The 16,208-nt window shown below is 61.5% G+C and carries 17 protein-coding genes; 8 read left to right on the forward strand and 9 right to left on the reverse strand.

What is annotated here, in order from left to right; translation table 11 throughout:
- Positions 1 to 11: 11 nt before the first annotated feature.
- The 5 genes from IB267_RS00290 to IB267_RS00310 all read right to left on the reverse strand — a co-directional run bounded on the left by IB267_RS00290 (position 12) and on the right by IB267_RS00310 (position 5,444).
- Entirely contained in the window at positions 12 to 1,544 is a 1,533-nt protein-coding gene (locus IB267_RS00290; protein WP_192445961.1) for a D-alanyl-D-alanine carboxypeptidase, read from the reverse strand.
- Between the two features lie 181 nt (positions 1,545 to 1,725).
- Positions 1,726 to 2,460: a hypothetical protein gene (locus IB267_RS00295; protein WP_192445962.1), complete on the reverse strand. Its 735-nt coding sequence runs from the start codon at positions 2,458 to 2,460 to the stop codon at positions 1,726 to 1,728.
- A gap of 285 nt (positions 2,461 to 2,745) precedes the next feature.
- On the reverse strand, positions 2,746 to 3,354 hold the full coding sequence (locus IB267_RS00300) for a transglutaminase-like cysteine peptidase (protein ID WP_043624822.1): 609 nt from the start codon (positions 3,352 to 3,354) through the stop codon (positions 2,746 to 2,748).
- Positions 3,355 to 4,084: 730 nt separating this feature from the next.
- Complete coding sequence (locus IB267_RS00305) at positions 4,085 to 4,693, reverse strand: PilZ domain-containing protein (RefSeq protein WP_192445963.1); 609 nt, start codon at positions 4,691 to 4,693, stop codon at positions 4,085 to 4,087.
- A gap of 109 nt (positions 4,694 to 4,802) precedes the next feature.
- Positions 4,803 to 5,444, reverse strand: coding sequence for a PAS domain-containing protein (locus IB267_RS00310; RefSeq protein WP_192445964.1), 642 nt, complete (start codon positions 5,442 to 5,444; stop codon positions 4,803 to 4,805).
- Between the two features lie 355 nt (positions 5,445 to 5,799).
- Between IB267_RS00310 and IB267_RS00315 the strand changes: the two genes are divergently transcribed.
- The gene (locus IB267_RS00315) at positions 5,800 to 6,531 is read left to right on the forward strand and encodes a rhomboid family intramembrane serine protease (RefSeq protein ID WP_192445965.1); all 732 of its coding nucleotides are present in this window, start codon (positions 5,800 to 5,802) and stop codon (positions 6,529 to 6,531) included.
- Positions 6,532 to 6,792: 261 nt separating this feature from the next.
- Positions 6,793 to 7,221 carry a CBS domain-containing protein gene (locus IB267_RS00320; protein WP_034795965.1) on the forward strand — a complete coding sequence of 143 codons (429 nt, stop codon included), beginning with the start codon at positions 6,793 to 6,795 and terminating at the stop codon, positions 7,219 to 7,221.
- Positions 7,222 to 7,353: 132 nt separating this feature from the next.
- Here the strand turns inward: IB267_RS00320 and IB267_RS00325 are convergent, their stop codons facing one another.
- The 3 genes from IB267_RS00325 to folE form a co-directional block, all read right to left on the reverse strand.
- Complete coding sequence (locus IB267_RS00325; protein WP_192445966.1) at positions 7,354 to 8,313, reverse strand: patatin-like phospholipase family protein; 960 nt, start codon at positions 8,311 to 8,313, stop codon at positions 7,354 to 7,356.
- Positions 8,314 to 8,712: 399 nt separating this feature from the next.
- The gene (hisI, locus tag IB267_RS00330; protein ID WP_192445967.1) at positions 8,713 to 9,165 is read right to left on the reverse strand and encodes a phosphoribosyl-AMP cyclohydrolase; all 453 of its coding nucleotides are present in this window, start codon (positions 9,163 to 9,165) and stop codon (positions 8,713 to 8,715) included.
- Between the two features lie 24 nt (positions 9,166 to 9,189).
- Positions 9,190 to 9,807: a GTP cyclohydrolase I FolE gene (folE, locus tag IB267_RS00335; RefSeq protein ID WP_043616502.1), complete on the reverse strand. Its 618-nt coding sequence runs from the start codon at positions 9,805 to 9,807 to the stop codon at positions 9,190 to 9,192.
- A gap of 340 nt (positions 9,808 to 10,147) precedes the next feature.
- On the opposite strand from folE, the gene IB267_RS00340 reads away from it, so the two are divergent.
- From IB267_RS00340 to IB267_RS00365, 6 genes are all read left to right on the forward strand, one after another.
- Entirely contained in the window at positions 10,148 to 10,594 is a 447-nt protein-coding gene (locus tag IB267_RS00340) for an iron-sulfur cluster assembly scaffold protein (protein WP_034795955.1), read from the forward strand.
- A 1-nt stretch (position 10,595) separates the two neighbouring features.
- The gene (yidD, locus tag IB267_RS00345; protein ID WP_192445968.1) at positions 10,596 to 10,970 is read left to right on the forward strand and encodes a membrane protein insertion efficiency factor YidD; all 375 of its coding nucleotides are present in this window, start codon (positions 10,596 to 10,598) and stop codon (positions 10,968 to 10,970) included.
- Entirely contained in the window at positions 10,967 to 11,395 is a 429-nt protein-coding gene (locus IB267_RS00350) for a DUF2267 domain-containing protein (RefSeq protein ID WP_192445969.1), read from the forward strand. Before yidD ends, IB267_RS00350 begins: the two co-directional genes overlap by 4 nt.
- A gap of 10 nt (positions 11,396 to 11,405) precedes the next feature.
- A complete protein-coding gene (locus IB267_RS00355; protein ID WP_192447134.1) occupies positions 11,406 to 11,945 on the forward strand; it encodes a DUF1697 domain-containing protein in 540 nt (179 codons plus the stop codon).
- 221 nt (positions 11,946 to 12,166) lie between these two features.
- The gene (thrS, locus tag IB267_RS00360; protein ID WP_192445970.1) at positions 12,167 to 14,149 is read left to right on the forward strand and encodes a threonine--tRNA ligase; all 1,983 of its coding nucleotides are present in this window, start codon (positions 12,167 to 12,169) and stop codon (positions 14,147 to 14,149) included.
- 79 nt (positions 14,150 to 14,228) lie between these two features.
- Positions 14,229 to 15,068, forward strand: coding sequence for a lysophospholipid acyltransferase family protein (locus IB267_RS00365; RefSeq protein WP_192445971.1), 840 nt, complete (start codon positions 14,229 to 14,231; stop codon positions 15,066 to 15,068).
- Between the two features lie 35 nt (positions 15,069 to 15,103).
- Here IB267_RS00365 and IB267_RS00370 read toward each other — a convergent pair whose 3' ends face one another.
- Positions 15,104 to 16,117, reverse strand: coding sequence for a hypothetical protein (locus IB267_RS00370; protein ID WP_192445972.1), 1,014 nt, complete (start codon positions 16,115 to 16,117; stop codon positions 15,104 to 15,106).
- Positions 16,118 to 16,208: the final 91 nt, after the last annotated feature.

The following is a 16,208-nucleotide window of genomic DNA, read 5'->3' on the forward strand; positions in this document are numbered from 1 at the left end:
AAATTTCGTCGTTACTGCTGGCTGGCCCAGCAGGAGATGCCTTTCTTCTTCAAGGCCTTGCAGGCGTTGACTGCGGAATTCTGGTCATCGAAACCGCCGAAGCGGGCGCGGTATACCTGGCCGAAGGCAACGGTGAACGGCTGCGCGTTGCGAAGTGCCTTGCCGCCCTTGTCCTTGGCGTTGCCGAGCAGCGTCATGGCCTGGTCCTTGTCCGGCGTGGCACCGATCTGGATCACCCAGCCCTGCGGCTGAGCCGGCATCGGCTCGGCCTTTGCGACTTCGGCGGGCTCTGCCTTGGCGGCAGCGTCTGCCTTCTTCGGCACGGAATGGGTGATCTGCGTGTCGACCATGGCTGCGGTCGCGGGCTGACGAAGCTTCAGGCTCTGTGCGTCGAGCGTGTTGGGAACGATCTTCGAGGAAAGGACAGGGTTGTCCGATGCGCGCTTGTTGCCGGCATAGGCCATCTGCACGCTGCTGGCGCTTTCACCATTGTAGCGGAAGTCCGGAACGGGACCGGTGTTGGGCAGGTCGTGGCCTGTGGCGACGGCCGCAACGACCGGCGTCTCGGCAACGGGCGCTGCGGCTGCAACCTGGGTCTCTTCTGCCGGAACCGGGGTCGGCTTCGTCTCGGCAATCAGGTTGCCGTTGCCGCGACGCGACGCGTCCGGCATGTACTTCGCGACCAGGCGGCGCATCTGTGCATCGCGGCTCGCGCCCGAGGTGCCGCCCATGACGACGGCGACGATGCTGCGACCGTCAATCTGGGCCGAGGTGACGAGATTGAAGCCGGAGGCGCGGGTGTAGCCGGTCTTGATGCCGTCGACGCCGCGCACATTGCCAAGCAGGCGGTTGTGGTTGCCGATGGTCTGCTTGCCGAAGCGGAAGCTGCGGGTGGAGAAATAGTCGTAATACTGCGGGAAATGCTGGCGGAGCGCGAGACCGAGGCGAGCCTGGTCACGTGCGGTGGTGCGCTGTTCCGGATTGGGCAGGCCGTTGGCGTTGCGGTAGGTCGTGCGCGTCATGCCGAGCGCGCGCGCCTTGTTCGTCATCATGCGGGCGAAGCGCTGCTCCGAGCCGCCGAGATACTCGCCAAGCGCGGTGGAGGCATCGTTGGCCGACCGGGTGACGAGCGAAAGGATCGCCTGCTCGACGGTGATCGATTGGCCGGCGCGTACGCCGAGCTTCGACGGCGGCTCCGCGGACGCGTTCTTCGAGAAGGGAATCTGCGTGGACTTGCTGATCCGGCCGGCTTCGAGCGCCTCGAAGGTGAGGTAGAGCGTCATCATCTTGGTGAGAGACGCCGGATAGCGCAGTTCGTCGGCATCCTCGCCATAGAGGATCTTGCCGGTCTTGGCATCGACGACGATGCCCGAATATTTGGGATTGGCGTAGGTCGACGCCGCAAAGCCGGGCAACACAAAGGCGACCGAGGCAATGGTGCCTGCCAGGACGACCCGCTTTACCATCTTTGAAAGAGCGCCGAACGGGCGCTTCGCGAGATCAAAAAAACCGGTTTGGGACACTACGCTGCTCTTTATTCTCATGTCATGGGGTTGTCCGGACGCCGCCTCCGGGAACGACCGTTCTCGAGACAGTATCGGCATAGCGTTACCAATCGGTTTATGATGAATGATTGGTTTCCGGAATCGGACGCATTCGTACAAAGACAATTCCGGTGTAGCGCAATGGCGCGGCGACAGCCTCGACCACACCAGTTGGACGAAATCAGGGCACGATTCGGCTTTTGATGAAAGCCGTTATCGCGTCGTCGATCTCCTTCCACCGTGGCAGCAGTTTATTGGCGAAGCGGTAGAGCACCACGAGGTCTTTGCCGGCATGAATGTCGCGCTGGCAGTCGGCGCTCGTCGATATGGTTTGCGCGTCGGATTTCAGGCAGCGCACCACGTAGGGTGCCTGGCCTGTCCGCTCCGCAGTATAGAAGACTTCGCCCGCATAGCTGGAGGCAGTTTTGGTCGCGTGCAACTGTAGTCCGTTCGGCCCGGGGGACGGAGCGCCGTCGAAGACTTGCGTGTAGATCGGCTCCAGCCGGCCCGACATGTCGCGGGACATGGTGCTTTGCGAAATCTGCAGGAAGATCAGATTTTCAGGCGCGTCGACGTCGTTGAAGAGGTCGCGGTTTTCGTCGCTGTAACCTTCGATGCCCGGCCATGTCAGGTAGACGTCGACACGCCCGACGATCGAAGTGGCACGTTGCGCCTCGAAGCGGATCATGTTCGCCGGCAGCCGCAGGTGATCCTGTCCGATGAAGATATCGTAGGTCTCGCGGCTCGCAGTGTGGCCGGCGAGAGCAAGGTTTTCGCCGAACCATCGTCCCGCGAAGGCGATTGCCGCCGTCAGTCCGGCAAGTACAACGACGATCGCCGTCACCCGATAGACGAAACGGGTGGAGAGAAGTGGCCGGAGTTCCGGTTCGTCTATCCCGTTTGGAGAATTGCTCATCGTGGCCGTCCCGTCGCGTTGGCCGCGCCCAAGTCGAGTGTCGACCCCTTGGCTCGTGGCAGGCCGAACTGTGGCGGGGGCCGCTTGCCCGACGCTGGTCGAAGACGGTTAACTTTCGATGAATGCCCTATGCCTGCAGGTACTCGGCGAGGAGGGGCCTCATAAAAAAACGGCCGGTTCCGAGGGACACGGAACCGGCCGAGGCTCGGTCTGGACGGGGAAAGTGACTGACCGAGGCCCGTTGGGAGGCGTCCGCCGGGTGGCGGCCCGCCTGTGTTTCGGATCTTACTGTGTGCGAACGCTACCGACGGCGACGGTGCGGCCGTCCTGAAGCTTGACCCAGCGGCCGGAATGTTCGGTCGATTGGCGCTTGAGGTAGGTGTATTCGGTATCCGACCACAGCAGCACCTTGTTGCGCATGTTGTCGAGGATGAAGTCGCCGCGGTCAGTGCGAACGGTAAGGACGGCGTGGCCGTCGCCATTCGGCTGCAGCACGACGGTGATCAAGAGGTCGGATGCGGAGAAACCGCTTTCGATCAGCTTGCGGCGCTTCAGGAGGACATAGTCTTCACAATCGCCGACGGTTTCCGGATAGGACCACTTCTCTTCGACGCCATGGATTTCCATGTCGGTCATCGGGGTGATCGCCTGGTTGACGTCGTAGTTGATCTCGAGAATTTTCTGCCAGCCTTCGCGGGTCAGCACCATCGGGCCGCGATCCTTGCCGTTAGAGGTGCACTCCGACGCATAGATCTTGCAGAACTCGTAGTGGCCGATCGGCGGGTTGGTCGAGCCGGTCACGACCATGTTGGCCGTAAGAGCCTGGGCCGTGCCGAAAAGGCCGCCGGTGAAAAGGACCGCAATCGCGATCAGCTTGGTGATTGTCTTGAGCATGATTGTCTCCCCGTTATGGTTCGACAATGGCACAGACGTTTTTATCGCTCGCGAACTTGCGAGCTAAAAACAAGTACAAATGAAAGTCGTATAAGAATAAAACAAGAATAGAATTTTATTTGTATTTGAGTTGAATTTGAATCAAATTTTATCTATTTCAGCTTCCTTCGCAGATGGAGATGTAATTTGTTAAGCAATCAACCATCTGTATTTACTTGGTTTTATGATGGGAAGGTCGTCGGGTTTAGCAAAAGTCGCGGCGCGGGTGCGGCGGGAAAGACGGATTTTCCGTGTCAGCCCACGGTTCTTCCGGAGGCTTTTGACTTGAAATATGCGTTTTCGCTGGAATTCTGCCGGAAAAAATATTTGCAGACGGCGAATGCGTTTGCGTGTTGCGGCGTACCTGTCTCGAAATGATCCAGGCGCAGGCGCAGGCGCAGGCGCAGGCGCAGGCGCAGGCGCAGGCGTGTCGATGCCTGCGAAAACCGCTCCGGTTGTCGCTGCTCATCCTGTGCGTTCGGGCTACGCGGACGTAGGGCTAAGTGAGTGCGCTTCTGGCGCGTTCGCTGGGCCGCGGACGGGCGGAGCGCGTTGATGCAGGAGCGGGGGTGTTGCCGCACAAGAGAAGCACGAAGACGGCTTCAGGCCGGGTGCATGGATGGCGGGGCGGCCGGGCTGTGAGCCTTGCCCGATGCGGGGCGATCGGGCAACGAACGGCGCAGGCCCGCCGTTAGAGGAATTCGGTCAACGCTTCACGGGACTGGATACCCGAGAACTCGATGGCGCAGCCTTCCTGGAAGTGGCGGACGATCCGGCCCTTCATGTTGCCGAGCAGAATGGCGGTGCCGATCGGCGGGCGGTTCTCGATGTCGACGGCGGCACCGGACAGCGAAAGGTCGATGATGCGGCACGGGAACTTCTCGCCGGTGTCGAGCGTCAACTCAGTCACCGTCTTGCGCGGCGCAAGGCGATCGTGGCGGCGGTCTTCCGGCAGTCCGAGCTCGTGCTTGTTGGCGATCCAGGTGAGCTGGGCCGCGAGCTTCTCGCGCTTGCGCTCGGTCGCGTTGAGCTGGATGACGAAAGCGCCGTCGGCGATGCGCGATACGGTCCCTTCGAGACGCCCGACATGATCGACATAGGCGATGATGCGTTCGCCCGCGCGCGGCTGGGCCGGCGAGGAAAGCAGGACGTCGCCGGGCGACATGTCGATGGCGGTGCACTCGAACTCGTCATGATTGGCAAGCATCAGCCGCCCCGCCAGATTCACGGAAACGCGCTGGAACGCACCTTCGTGGTGCGGTTTCGGAGCGGTATTCTGTGCGTGCTGAAACGAGAACATGATGACTCTGTGGCGACATAGCTTGGCTGGCGGAGATTAGCCTTTTCAAGTTAATAGAAGGTTCGTCCTCCGGTTGGTCCAGGGCGTCATCTCGGCACAGCGCTCCGGATCAGTCGCGGCGGCCGCCTTCGAGAATGCGGAGATGCCCGAACTGGCGGAATTCGCTCGAAAATGCGCCCGCGGCCGGCGATTTTGCAACGGTACCGCTCGGTTGCTGTGCTTCCTCTTCGCGAAAGACGGCGGTGCGGTCGGGGTCGAGAACTTTCATACCCGTCGCGTCGAGACACTCGATCGCGGTTGCATGCAACCAATACGGGCGAGAAAGGGGTGAGAGGGCGCCAAGGACCCGGTCGCTTTCTCCTTCGCTGGAGGCCAACGGCAAGAGCAGGGTTTCGATGTCGACCTCCCGTGCGTCGGCGGTGCGGCCCTTGGCCGAAAGCACCAGCGGCACACGATGCGTCATGACCTGGTCGGTGATGCGGTGCGTTTTCGCCGCCTGGCTTCCGAGCCACAGCATACCGAATTGCCGCCCGCGCAGCTCCTGGCCGAAGAGGGCGCACACCTGGGTTCCCGCCAGGCGAAACGAGATGCCGGCATTGCGGTCGCGCTCGAGAATGAACAGGTTCGGCAGCAGCATTCTGATATCCGAGGGTTCAAGCTCGTCGCGGCGCGGAAGCTCGCGCTTCCCGCGAATGGTGTTCCAGTATCGGAAAAGCTCCGTTGTCGTATTGCTGCGCATCGTTTCGTTCATTCCATTCCTGCGGCCCGGTGTGTCCCGGTTCGGGACATCTTCGGCCGTGCATTGCGGTTCGGAGGATTAAGGAGCGAAAACCGTGCCAGCCGGAAATTAAGGTTAACAAACGGTTTCCGTTGCAGTGGCCCGCCGCAACTGGCAGGGGAGGACATCACTTTACGAAGCGTTGTCTTCGGCACTTGAACTGGAGCTCGGATCTGAGCTTGGCGACCGTTCAGTTTTTGCTGGACGGTCTTTTTTTGTTTGCTTATGGCTGGTCGCCCCAATTCCAGTCCTAATGCCGGCGATGCCATGCCATCGCCGCGATCGAGCAGGAATGTGTGGACCGCATTGAGAGGAGAGAGCAGCAACCATGGAACGAGATCAGACGGCGACGCCACCGGAAGCAGAGCGCGAGAGCGCCGCGAGCCCGGCGCGCGAGCCGGCCTTTAATCTGCCGGCGGGGCTGACTTTCATCCTGCTGTTTCTGATCGCAATCCATGTTCTGCGAACCTACGTGCTGCCGCCGACGATCGATCAGGAGATCATCTTCAATTTCGCCTTTCTCCCGGCGCGTTACGACCACCCTCTGGCAGAGCAGGGGCTTGCGTGGCTGTGGAGCCCCGTCACCTACTCCTTCCTGCACGGAAGCTGGGAGCATCTGATCTTCAACATCTTCTGGATGGTTGCCTTCGGTGCGCCGGTGGTGCGGCGGATCGGTATGGGGCGCCTTGCCGTGTTCTGGTGCCTGTCGGCTGCGGCCGCCGTCGCGCTGCATACGGTCTTTCACTGGGGGGAAATGATCGTCGTCGTCGGTGCTTCCGGCGTAGTGTCGGGATTCATGGGGGCTGCCGCACGCTTCGTCTTCTCGCCGAGCGGACGCATCAGTCGGCAGTTCGCCCATCTCAATCGCCGGCTCGATGTCGGTGAGGCGCTGGCCAACCGCTCGGTCGTGGTCTTCGCCGGCATTTGGTTCCTGACCAACTTCCTGATCGGCCTTGGCATGTTTACCCCTGGCGGGGCGGGCAGCGTCGCCTGGGAAGCGCATATCGGCGGCTTCCTCTTCGGCTTTCTGCTCTTCAGCCTTTTCGATCCGCGCGACTGACGGAGCGAAAGATCGGCGGACAGCGCTTGTGAGCGCTTGATTTCCCCAAGGCGCTGGCGCACCATTTGTTACGGTCGCCCGTGATCGAAAGACAGGGCGGCCCGTGTAGGCCGGGTATGGAATGCCATCCGCGTCTGAGGAGCACGCGAGACGGCTTTCGCAAGCGGCCAGGGTACAGGTTCCATCGCCCGACCGTACCGCACGTGAGATGGCTGGACCTTTCCCTGCCGACCCGGTGTTGTCGCAACGGGAGATGTGCGCATGTCAGTTAAAGCCATACTCGATGAAAAGGGCCGGAATGTCGTAACGGTCGGCCCTCAGATGACAGTCCAACAGGCTGCCATCCTCTTGCGTGACAATCATATCGGTGCGGTCGTCATCCTCGACGCGGACGATCAGATCGCAGGCATCCTCACCGAGCGCGACATCGTCGCGGCGATTGCCAAGCAGGGCTCGACCTGTCTCGAAAGACCGGTAGCAGCGGTCATGTGGCAGAATGTCTACTGCTGCACCGAGGATATGTCCGTGCAGACCCTGATGGAAATGATGAGCAAGCTCAGGGCCCGTCATTTGCCGGTCGAAAGAAACGGTCAACTCGCCGGCATCGTCTCGATCGGCGACGTGATCAAGCATCACATCCGCGCCATCGAGCACGAGACCGAACAGATCAAGGCCTATATCGCTGGCTGACGGGAAAGGGCGGCACTCCGCCGCCCTCCTAATCCCCTGGGGGCCGCGAGGCACCCTTGTGTTCATCATGGCCTATGGGCGACCGGCAAGGTGCACCGCCCGTCTCGGGCCTTTCACGCCGCAAACGAGCCGTCAGCGAACGAGCACTTCCTGCATGCGGCGAATTTCAACCAGCCTGGCCTTTGCCTCGTGGTAGCCGCGATCGATGGCTTCGCCCGCGCGATGGAACTCCGAAAGACCGATGTCGTTGAGTTTCGGGTGCAGCGCCAAATCTGGCGGGTCGCCGGCAAGCCGGGCGCGGGAAATCCGGTCCTGAATGATGTTGAAGGCTTGGACCATGACGCTGGTCATGCCGAGGCGCGACTGGTGCGGCGCTTCCTTGGAGGGCGCATCCAGGGATTCGGCGCCGGCGCTGTGTTTGACGACGGCCGAGCGGCCATAGAGATCGTAGTTGAGGTTCACCGCGACGACGAGCTGCTGTTCGTGGGCGCGGCACACCGAAACCGGAACCGGATTGACGAGCGCGCCATCGATCAGCGTGCGTCCGTTCGCCTTGATCGGTTCGAAAATGCCGGGCAGGGCATACGACGCGCGGATCGCGGTAATCAGCGATCCTTTTTCGAGCCACACCTCGTGGCCACTGTGTACCTCTGTCGCAACCGCAATGAATGGCCTGTCGAGGCTCTCGATGCTGAGACCCTCGAGATGTTCCTGCATGCGCTTGGTCAGCCGCAGGCCGCCGAAAAGACCGCCGCCGCCGATGGCGAAATCGAGCAGCCCGGCGATCCGGCGCACGGTGAGGGAACGGGCGAAGGTTTCGAGTTCGTCGAGCTTGCCGGCAAGGTAGCAACCGCCGACGAGCGCGCCGATCGAGGTGCCGGCAATCATGCCGACTTCGATGCCTTCTTCGTCGAGGGCGCGCAGCACGCCGATGTGGGCCCAGCCGCGCGCGGCACCGCCGCCAAGCGCGATTGCGATCTTCGGTTTTTGCGGAGGTGGCGCCGGTTCAGGCGGCGCTGTCGAAATCGATGTTCCGTCCGGTCCGGACAGATCCGTAATCTGGTTGCTACGCGTAAACGTCCAATTCAACATCCGGCACCTCCAACACCGCCGAATACTCCGCAGCGCGACACGTCGATGAGAATGCGCGAAGGTCGCTGTGGCATTTCATCACTGACTAAACTTCCCAGGGGTCGGGATTGATCCTGGAGAGACGCAATTTCGTGCGCGCGTCCTGGGGAGGCTCCGCCAAGCCGGCGCCGGTGCCGGCCTTGTCCCGATTCATCGCTGAAAGACTGGCACCATTCTTAAGGTATATCACCGATCCCACCGACGAATGCGGCGCGACCGATAAACATTGGATACAGTTTGCAATACAGTTTGGAACGGGATCGTTCCGATTGCGCCGCATCCTTGCTTAAGGATTAGGCGCCCGGTTGGTTTCCAAAAGATAAATATAGCATGTAGCCGCGCCAAAAAGATGCGCGATGCTTAATTTTTATCGTAGATCTCGGCGGGGTCGAAATGCCTGTGGTCGTCGGTGATTTTGACCGCGGCCTTGCCGTCTTCGATGCCGACGGTTCGGTAGAAGCAGGAACGGCGCCCGGTGTGGCAGGTCGCGTCGTGGCCGGCGACGGAAACCTTCAGCCAGATCGCATCCTGGTCGCAATCGGTGCGGATTTCCTTGACCGTCTGCAGGTTTCCGGAGCTTTCGCCCTTCTTCCAGAGGCTTTTGCGCGAGCGGCTGTAGTAGTGCGCCACCCCGGTCTCGATCGTCAGCGCAAGAGCCTCGGCATTCATGTGGGCGACCATCAGCAGCTCTCCATCCCTGGCGTCGGTGACGACAGCGGTGATCAGCCCCTTTTCATCGAAACGCGGGGTGAAGGCCGGACCCGTTTCCAGTTCGGCCTTGTTGGAGGAGGGAGCGTCGAAGGTGAGCGTCATGGAAAGGCTCCGTCTGTCGGAGCCTTACTTGAAGCCCCTGATCATAGTCATGAACCGCACCTGCTCGGCCGGCTCCGTCTGGAACGTACCCGTAAATGTGGTCGTCAGCGTTGTCGAGCCTTGCTTCTGCACGCCGCGCATCGCCATGCACATATGCTCGGCTTCGATCATCACGGCAACGCCGCGCGGGGCGAGCGACTCGTCGATCGCCTTGGCGATCTGCGCCGTCATCGATTCCTGCGTCTGCAGGCGTCGGCCGTAGATATCGACCACGCGGGCGATCTTCGACAGGCCGAGCACGCGCCCGTTCGGCAGGTAGGCGACATGCGCCTTGCCGATGATCGGCACCATGTGGTGTTCGCAATGCGAATAGAACGGGATGTCCTTGACGAGCACCATGTCGTCGTAGCCGGCGACTTCCTCGAAGGTGCGGCCGAGCACGTCTTCGGCAGCAAGTTCATAACCGCTGAAAAGCTCGCGGTAGGACTTGGCGACGCGCGCAGGCGTATCCAAAAGTCCTTCGCGCTGCGGGTCTTCGCCGGCCCAGCGCAAAAGAACACGTACGGCGTCCTCCGCTTCCTTCTGGGTCGGACGGCCGCTCGCATCGTCGAGCACAGGAAAATTCTTCACTATGGCATCCATAATGGCCTCTTTGAGCAATACGGGATTGCTTGACGTTTTATCTTTCGGACAACTCGCCACTGGCCATTCGCCTAACCCTGCAGGCTTGGGTTCCGTTGGCGGGCTCCGGGGCTTTCCGGTCCTGGCTTAGCAGTGCACTGGACCTTCCGGCACGGTTTCCCAAACAACAGGCGACATTGTTCCTCTTGCGGAACTGTCGCCCCAACACGACATAGCATATAGTATGGTGCCACAGAGATGAAAGAGGCGGAGCGTGTCGCGTCGTGCTTTTTTCCCGTCTACCGGAGAAAATCATGCGTCGATCACTCAAAACCGCGAAAAATCAGTCGGATCGCGTCAAATGATGGATGACATCTACAACAGCCGAATTCTCGAATTTGCCGGCAATATTCCCCGTATTGGGACGCTCGGCGACGCCGATGCGGACGCGACGGCGCATTCCAAGCTGTGCGGTTCCAAGGTGCATATCTGGCTGAAGATGGATGGTGACGTCGTCACCGATTTTGCCCATGACGTGAAAGCCTGTGCGCTCGGCCAGGCGTCCTCTTCGATCATGGCGCGCCATGTCGTCGGCGCCGGTGCCGAGGAGATCCGCCAGGCGCGCGAAGACATGCTGGCCATGTTGAAGGCGGACGGCGAGGGGCCTTCGGGCCGCTTCGAGGATATGCGCTTCCTGCGTCCGGTGAAGGACTACAAGGCGCGCCATGCGTCGACCATGCTGACCTTCGATGCCGTCGTCGATGCCATCGAGCAGATCGAGGCCAGGCGACTGCTCGCGGCCGTCTGAAATGTGCGGCGAACCGAATTGCCGGCACGCTGCACAGGAGAAGGCAGCGCCAGCGGCACGTGGCCGAAACTGGTCGGGGCCGTTTCGCAAGACCCCCGGGCGGCTCTTGGGCATGGCGCTGATCCGAGCCTATCAGTTGACCCTTTCGAGCTTCATCGGCAATTCGTGCCGGCACCTGCCGACCTGTTCGGAATACGGTTACGAGGCGATTGCCCGCCATGGCTCCTGGGCCGGAGGCTGGATGACGCTGTTTCGCGTGGCGCGCTGCGGGCCGGGCGGAACGCATGGCTTCGATCCGGTACCCGAGCGGCTTGAGCCGCGCCTCGTATGGTACGCGCCGTGGCGCTTCTGGCGGCCGCGGCCGAAGATTGGATGACCGCCATGACCATGCCGATGGAGTACCGTCAGGCTTCCGCGGACTTCGAGCGCTTCATTCTCGATGCCCGCGACTTGGCCGGGCTGCAGACGACGAACCAGGCCTATACGATGGTGCAGGCGGTGCTGCAGACGTTTCGGCGACGGCTCGACACCGAAGACGCCATCCTGTTTGCCGACATCCTGCCGCCTGTCATCCGCGCGATCTTCGTCGCCGAGTGGGATCTCGATGAGCTGAGGCTCCCGTTTTCGGGCCGTATCGCCATGACCCGGGAGGTACAGGCGCTGCGCCCGGATCACAATATTTCCCCGGACAGCGCCATTGCCGATGTCGCTGGCGCCTTGCGTCGCAACATCGACGAGGCGAAACTCGACCGGGTGCTCGCCCGGCTGCCGGCGGGCGCTGCGGATTTCTGGCGCGCCTGACAGGGGAATGATGAACAGCTACGTCGCCTTGCTTTACAGTATCGTTCTCGGGCCAGGCCGTCGGGTCGTCATGGCTGACCTCAAGAAGATGGCGGAAACGCTCGGCTATCAAGCGCCGCGGACCTTGGTCGCAACGGGCAATCTGGTGTTTCAGACCGGACAAACGTCCACTCGGGACCTCGAAATGCCGCTTGAGGCGGCCTTTGCCGAGACGTTTGGCCGGCATGTCGACATTCTTGTTCGATCCGAGGCCGATTGGCAGACGCTTGCTGCGTCCAATCCCTTCCGTCAGGAGAGCGAGGCGGACGCGACGCAGGTCCATGTTCGGGTGATGCGGGATCCCCTAACGGAAACGGCGCTCGAAGGACTTCGGCGCTACTGCACCGCCGGCGAGCGACTGGCGATCGTCGACGGCGATCTCTGGGTGCATTTCCCCGGCAAGGCGAGCGAATCGAAGCTGCTCGGCGCGATGACCACGAAGCGACTGGGCATCGGGACGTTCCGCAACTGGAACACGGTGAAGGGGCTTTCCGAGATGCTGCGCAGCTAACGCCCGCGACAGCCTCGCCTTTACTCACTTTCGAAAACCCTTTATCAGGCTACGGCGGATTTCCACGGGTCGTTCTGTGATCTGGGGAAACACGCAGCAATCCAAAGCACTACAGCGATCTCTGCGCGTCTGACGGATGCGACGCTGTATCGTCAATTCACCGGCACCGCCGGCCAACTATACCACCCGCATTCGTTGGCGGGACTGGATAGGAGATCATTATGTCGAATCCTGTTTCCCTAACTTTTCCTGATGGCTCGGTCCGCGAATACCCCGCGGGAACGACCGGCCGCGACGTCGCCGAGGCGATTTCGAAGTCGCTGGCCAAGAAAGCCGTCGCGATCGCGCTCGACGGCGAGCTGCGCGACCTGTCGGATCCCGTGACCGATGGTCGGCTGGAAATCGTCGTTCGCGACGACAAGCGCTCGCTCGAACTCATCCGCCACGATGCCGCGCACGTGATGGCGGAGGCCGTGCAGGAGCTCTGGCCGGGAACGCAGGTGACCATCGGCCCGGTCATCGACAACGGCTTCTACTACGACTTCGCCAAGAACGAGCCCTTCACGCCCGACGACCTGCCGCTCATTGAAAAGCGGATGAAGGAGATCATTGCGCGCAACAAGCCCTTCACCAAGGAAGTCTGGTCGCGCGAAAAGGCCCGCCAGGTCTTTGCCGAGAAGGGCGAGGCCTACAAGGTCGAGCTCGTCGATGCGATCCCCGAGGGGCAGGACCTTAAGATCTATTACCAGGGTGACTGGTTCGATCTCTGCCGCGGCCCGCACCTGGCCTCGACCGGCCAGATCGGCACCGCCTTCAAGCTGATGAAGGTGGCCGGCGCCTATTGGCGCGGTGACAGCAACAACGCGATGCTGACCCGCATTTACGGCACGGCCTGGCACACCCAGGAAGAGCTCGACCAGTACCTGCACGTGCTTGCCGAAGCCGAAAAGCGCGACCACCGTCGCCTCGGCCGCGAAATGGACCTGTTCCATTTCCAGGAGGAGGGCCCGGGCGTCGTCTTCTGGCACGGCAAGGGCTGGCGCATGTTCCAGACGCTGGTTGCCTATATGCGCCGGCGGCTCGCCAACACCTACCAGGAAGTCAACGCGCCGCAGGTGCTCGACAAGTCGCTTTGGGAAACCTCGGGTCACTGGGGCTGGTACCGCGACAACATGTTCAAGGTGACGGTTGCCGGTGACGAGACCGACGACGAGCGCATCTTTGCGCTGAAGCCTATGAACTGCCCGGGCCATATCCAGATCTTCAAGCATGGCCTGAAGTCCTATCGCGAACTGCCGGTTCGTCTCGCCGAATTCGGCAACGTTCATCGCTACGAGCCCTCGGGCGCCCTGCACGGACTGATGCGTGTACGTGGCTTCACGCAGGACGACGCGCACGTCTTCTGCACCGACGAGCAGATGGCCGAAGAATGCCTGCGCATCAACGACCTGATCCTGTCGGTGTACGAGGACTTCGGCTTCAAGGAAGTCGTGGTCAAGCTCTCCACCCGCCCGGACAAGCGTGTCGGCTCCGACGAACTCTGGGATCGCGCCGAAAGCGTGATGACGGACGTGTTGAAGACGATCGAGGCGCAGTCGGAAGGCCGTATCAAGACCGGCATCCTGCCGGGCGAGGGCGCTTTCTATGGTCCGAAGTTCGAATACACGCTGAAGGATGCGATCGGTCGCGAATGGCAGTGCGGCACGACCCAGGTCGACTTCAACCTGCCGGAGCGTTTCGGCGCGTTCTATATCGACAAGGAATCGGAGAAGCGCCAGCCGGTGATGATCCACCGCGCCATCTGCGGCTCGATGGAACGCTTCCTCGGCATCCTGATCGAGAACTTCGCCGGCCACATGCCGCTGTGGGTTTCGCCGTTGCAGGTCGTCGTCGCGACGATCACCTCGGAAGCCGACGACTACGGTCGTGAGGTTGCCGAACTGCTGCGCGACGCAGGCCTCACTGTCGAGACCGACTTCCGCAACGAGAAGATCAACTACAAGGTCCGCGAACACTCGGTCACGAAGGTTCCGGTCATCGTGGTCTGCGGCAAGCGCGAAGCCGATGAGCGCTCGGTCAACATCCGCCGTCTGGGCTCGCAGGCCCAGACCGCGATGTCGCTCGACGAAGCGATCGCATCGCTTTCGCTCGAAGCCATGGCGCCGGATCTCAAGCGCAAGGCAGAAAAGAAAGCTCGGGGTTGATACCCCGAGCACTTGCTTTGTCAGCAAACTGTCATATTAGCGGAATATCCGGATAAGATCGTATCCATCGGAGATTTCCGTGCAGTTCAAAGAGCTGTCCTACGCCAATGAAAACGACCGGCGCTTGAAACGCTGGTTCATTCGCTCCATGGAAGGCCTGTCGGGCCGCAACCGCTATGCCAAGCTTTATACGCGCTGGCGGTCCGACATCGTCGGCAAGAGCGAGCGCGTCTTCGGAGAGATGTTGCAGCTGATCGACGTGACGCTGCAGACGAAGGGCGAGTGGCCGCCGCGGGACCTGCCCGATACGCCGATCGTCATCATCGCCAACCATCCTTTCGGCATCGGCGACGGTATCGCCGTGCTGGCGCTTGCCGAACAGCTCGGCCGTCCCTTCCGCGTCCTCATCAACAACGAACTGCTGAAGGTGCCGGAAATGGCGCCTTACTCGCTGCCGGTATCGTTCGAAGAGACGAAGGAGGCACTGGCCGTCAACATGGCGACACGTCATGAGGCGCTGCGACTGCTCAAGGAAGGCGTGACCATCGTCATCTTCCCGGCCGGCGGCGTGGCGACCGCGCCGAAGGGTTTTGGCCGTGCCGAGGACCTGCCGTGGAAGATCTTTCCGGCAAAACTCATCCAGGCCGCGCGGGCGAGCGTGATCCCGATCTACTTCGAAGGTCAGAATGGCCCGTTCTTCCATCTGGCGAGCAAGATTTCGCTGACGCTGAGGCTGTCGCTGTTAATCCGAGAGTTCCGGCGTCTGTCGGGAACGACGATCGCGGCGCGCATCGGCGGCGTGCTCACGCCCGAGGATCTCGGTGCCTGTGGCGATCGCAAGGACCTTTTGGCGCGCATCTATGAGGCGGTCTTTTCCATGGCGCCGCCGCGTCGGCGGTTCATGCGGCGGGCAAGCTGACGTTAGGTCAGCTGCTGCTTTCCGTAACGTCGGGCTTAGTCCTGGGCTTCCGACACGACGCTCGTATTGGTATTCGCATTGTTGCCGCCGCTGCTGAGCAGCACTTCCACGTCCATGTTGACGCCGGCCTTCACCGTGAAGTCGCGCTCGTAGATCTTGTCCTTGTAGCGCGCGACGGCGGAATAGCTGCCTTCGAGCAGAACCTGCGTCGGGAAGGCACCATTGGCTTCGCTGACCGTGTCGCCGGCGGAGGTGAGGATCGTCCAGGCCGTGTTGGCGATCGCTTCGCCGCCAGGCTCTGAGACTAGCTTGAGCGTGAGTTTCGCGGCGCGGTGCTGCATCGTTGCTTCGGTCAACTTGCCGGCTTCGACCTGGATGTCTGCCGCAGTCGAGGCGTTGGTCGTGCCGCCATAGCTGGACGTTACGTGATAGGTCCCGGCACCCAGCCGGACCACCGTGTTCGGCTTGACGTCCTCGACGATGAGCGCCCGTTCACCGTCACTTTTGGTGTCGGCGGAAAAGATGTCGAAGCTGAGTTCGGCCGGTGGGATGCGCACGTCGCTGCCGGAGACGGCATTGAGCTTCATGCCTCCGGCATCGAGCACCAGCACCTGCTTGTCGAGCGCGCCTTGCTCCGGCACGCGGACCTTGCGCGTGGCCGAGGCGCGTCCAAAGGAGACATTGACGAAGTATTCGCCCGGCACCAGGTTGAACGCCGTCGAGCCACCTTCCGATGTTGCGAGAAGCGGCAGCTTGCCGTCGCTTCCGGGGATCGGGCTGAACACACGCCAGGTCAGGCCAGCTTCGACGGGGCCGCCTTTTTCGGTCAGCAGCGCCTCGAGCTTGATATCCTTCAGCGTGCCGTCCGCCAGCGGATCCGATGTCATCGGGCTGAAGCCCGTCAGCTTCGGCATCTTGCGCGGGCCGGCGATCGAGGGGAAACTTTCAAACGCCTGGGTCGCATCCTCTGCGAACACATTTCCCGTAGCGGTGCCGGCGACAAGGATCGCAAGACCGGTCTGAAGGAAAATACGAGAGAGTGCACGCATGAGAACAGTTGACTTCCTGACTGAGTGACTCCACTTGGGACGCCGGTATGGCATTTTCGTGGCTGCCTGTGGGGCGGCAAATTAGTGGAAT

This window comes from Ensifer sp. ENS09 (assembly GCF_014852425.1).
Lineage (GTDB): Bacteria > Pseudomonadota > Alphaproteobacteria > Rhizobiales > Rhizobiaceae > Ensifer.

What these genes read in the sequence shown, in the direction of transcription:
- IB267_RS00350 (WP_192445969.1), top strand. Translation starts at nt 10,967, where the DNA reads ATGACCGCCATGACCATGCCGATGGAGTACCGTCAGGCTTCCGCGGAC.
- IB267_RS00315 (WP_192445965.1), top strand. Translation starts at nt 5,800, where the DNA reads ATGGAACGAGATCAGACGGCGACGCCACCGGAAGCAGAGCGCGAGAGC.
- IB267_RS00290 (WP_192445961.1), bottom strand. Translation starts at nt 1,544, where the DNA reads ATGAGAATAAAGAGCAGCGTAGTGTCCCAAACCGGTTTTTTTGATCTC.
- IB267_RS00325 (WP_192445966.1), bottom strand. Translation starts at nt 8,313, where the DNA reads ATGTTGAATTGGACGTTTACGCGTAGCAACCAGATTACGGATCTGTCC.
- IB267_RS00320 (WP_034795965.1), top strand. Translation starts at nt 6,793, where the DNA reads ATGTCAGTTAAAGCCATACTCGATGAAAAGGGCCGGAATGTCGTAACG.
- IB267_RS00355 (WP_192447134.1), top strand. Translation starts at nt 11,406, where the DNA reads ATGAACAGCTACGTCGCCTTGCTTTACAGTATCGTTCTCGGGCCAGGC.
- IB267_RS00300 (WP_043624822.1), bottom strand. Translation starts at nt 3,354, where the DNA reads ATGCTCAAGACAATCACCAAGCTGATCGCGATTGCGGTCCTTTTCACC.
- IB267_RS00370 (WP_192445972.1), bottom strand. Translation starts at nt 16,117, where the DNA reads ATGCGTGCACTCTCTCGTATTTTCCTTCAGACCGGTCTTGCGATCCTT.
- IB267_RS00295 (WP_192445962.1), bottom strand. Translation starts at nt 2,460, where the DNA reads ATGAGCAATTCTCCAAACGGGATAGACGAACCGGAACTCCGGCCACTT.
- yidD (WP_192445968.1), top strand. Translation starts at nt 10,596, where the DNA reads ATGTGCGGCGAACCGAATTGCCGGCACGCTGCACAGGAGAAGGCAGCG.
- thrS (WP_192445970.1), top strand. Translation starts at nt 12,167, where the DNA reads ATGTCGAATCCTGTTTCCCTAACTTTTCCTGATGGCTCGGTCCGCGAA.
- folE (WP_043616502.1), bottom strand. Translation starts at nt 9,807, where the DNA reads ATGGATGCCATAGTGAAGAATTTTCCTGTGCTCGACGATGCGAGCGGC.
- IB267_RS00310 (WP_192445964.1), bottom strand. Translation starts at nt 5,444, where the DNA reads ATGAACGAAACGATGCGCAGCAATACGACAACGGAGCTTTTCCGATAC.
- hisI (WP_192445967.1), bottom strand. Translation starts at nt 9,165, where the DNA reads ATGACGCTCACCTTCGACGCTCCCTCCTCCAACAAGGCCGAACTGGAA.
- IB267_RS00340 (WP_034795955.1), top strand. Translation starts at nt 10,148, where the DNA reads ATGATGGATGACATCTACAACAGCCGAATTCTCGAATTTGCCGGCAAT.
- IB267_RS00305 (WP_192445963.1), bottom strand. Translation starts at nt 4,693, where the DNA reads ATGTTCTCGTTTCAGCACGCACAGAATACCGCTCCGAAACCGCACCAC.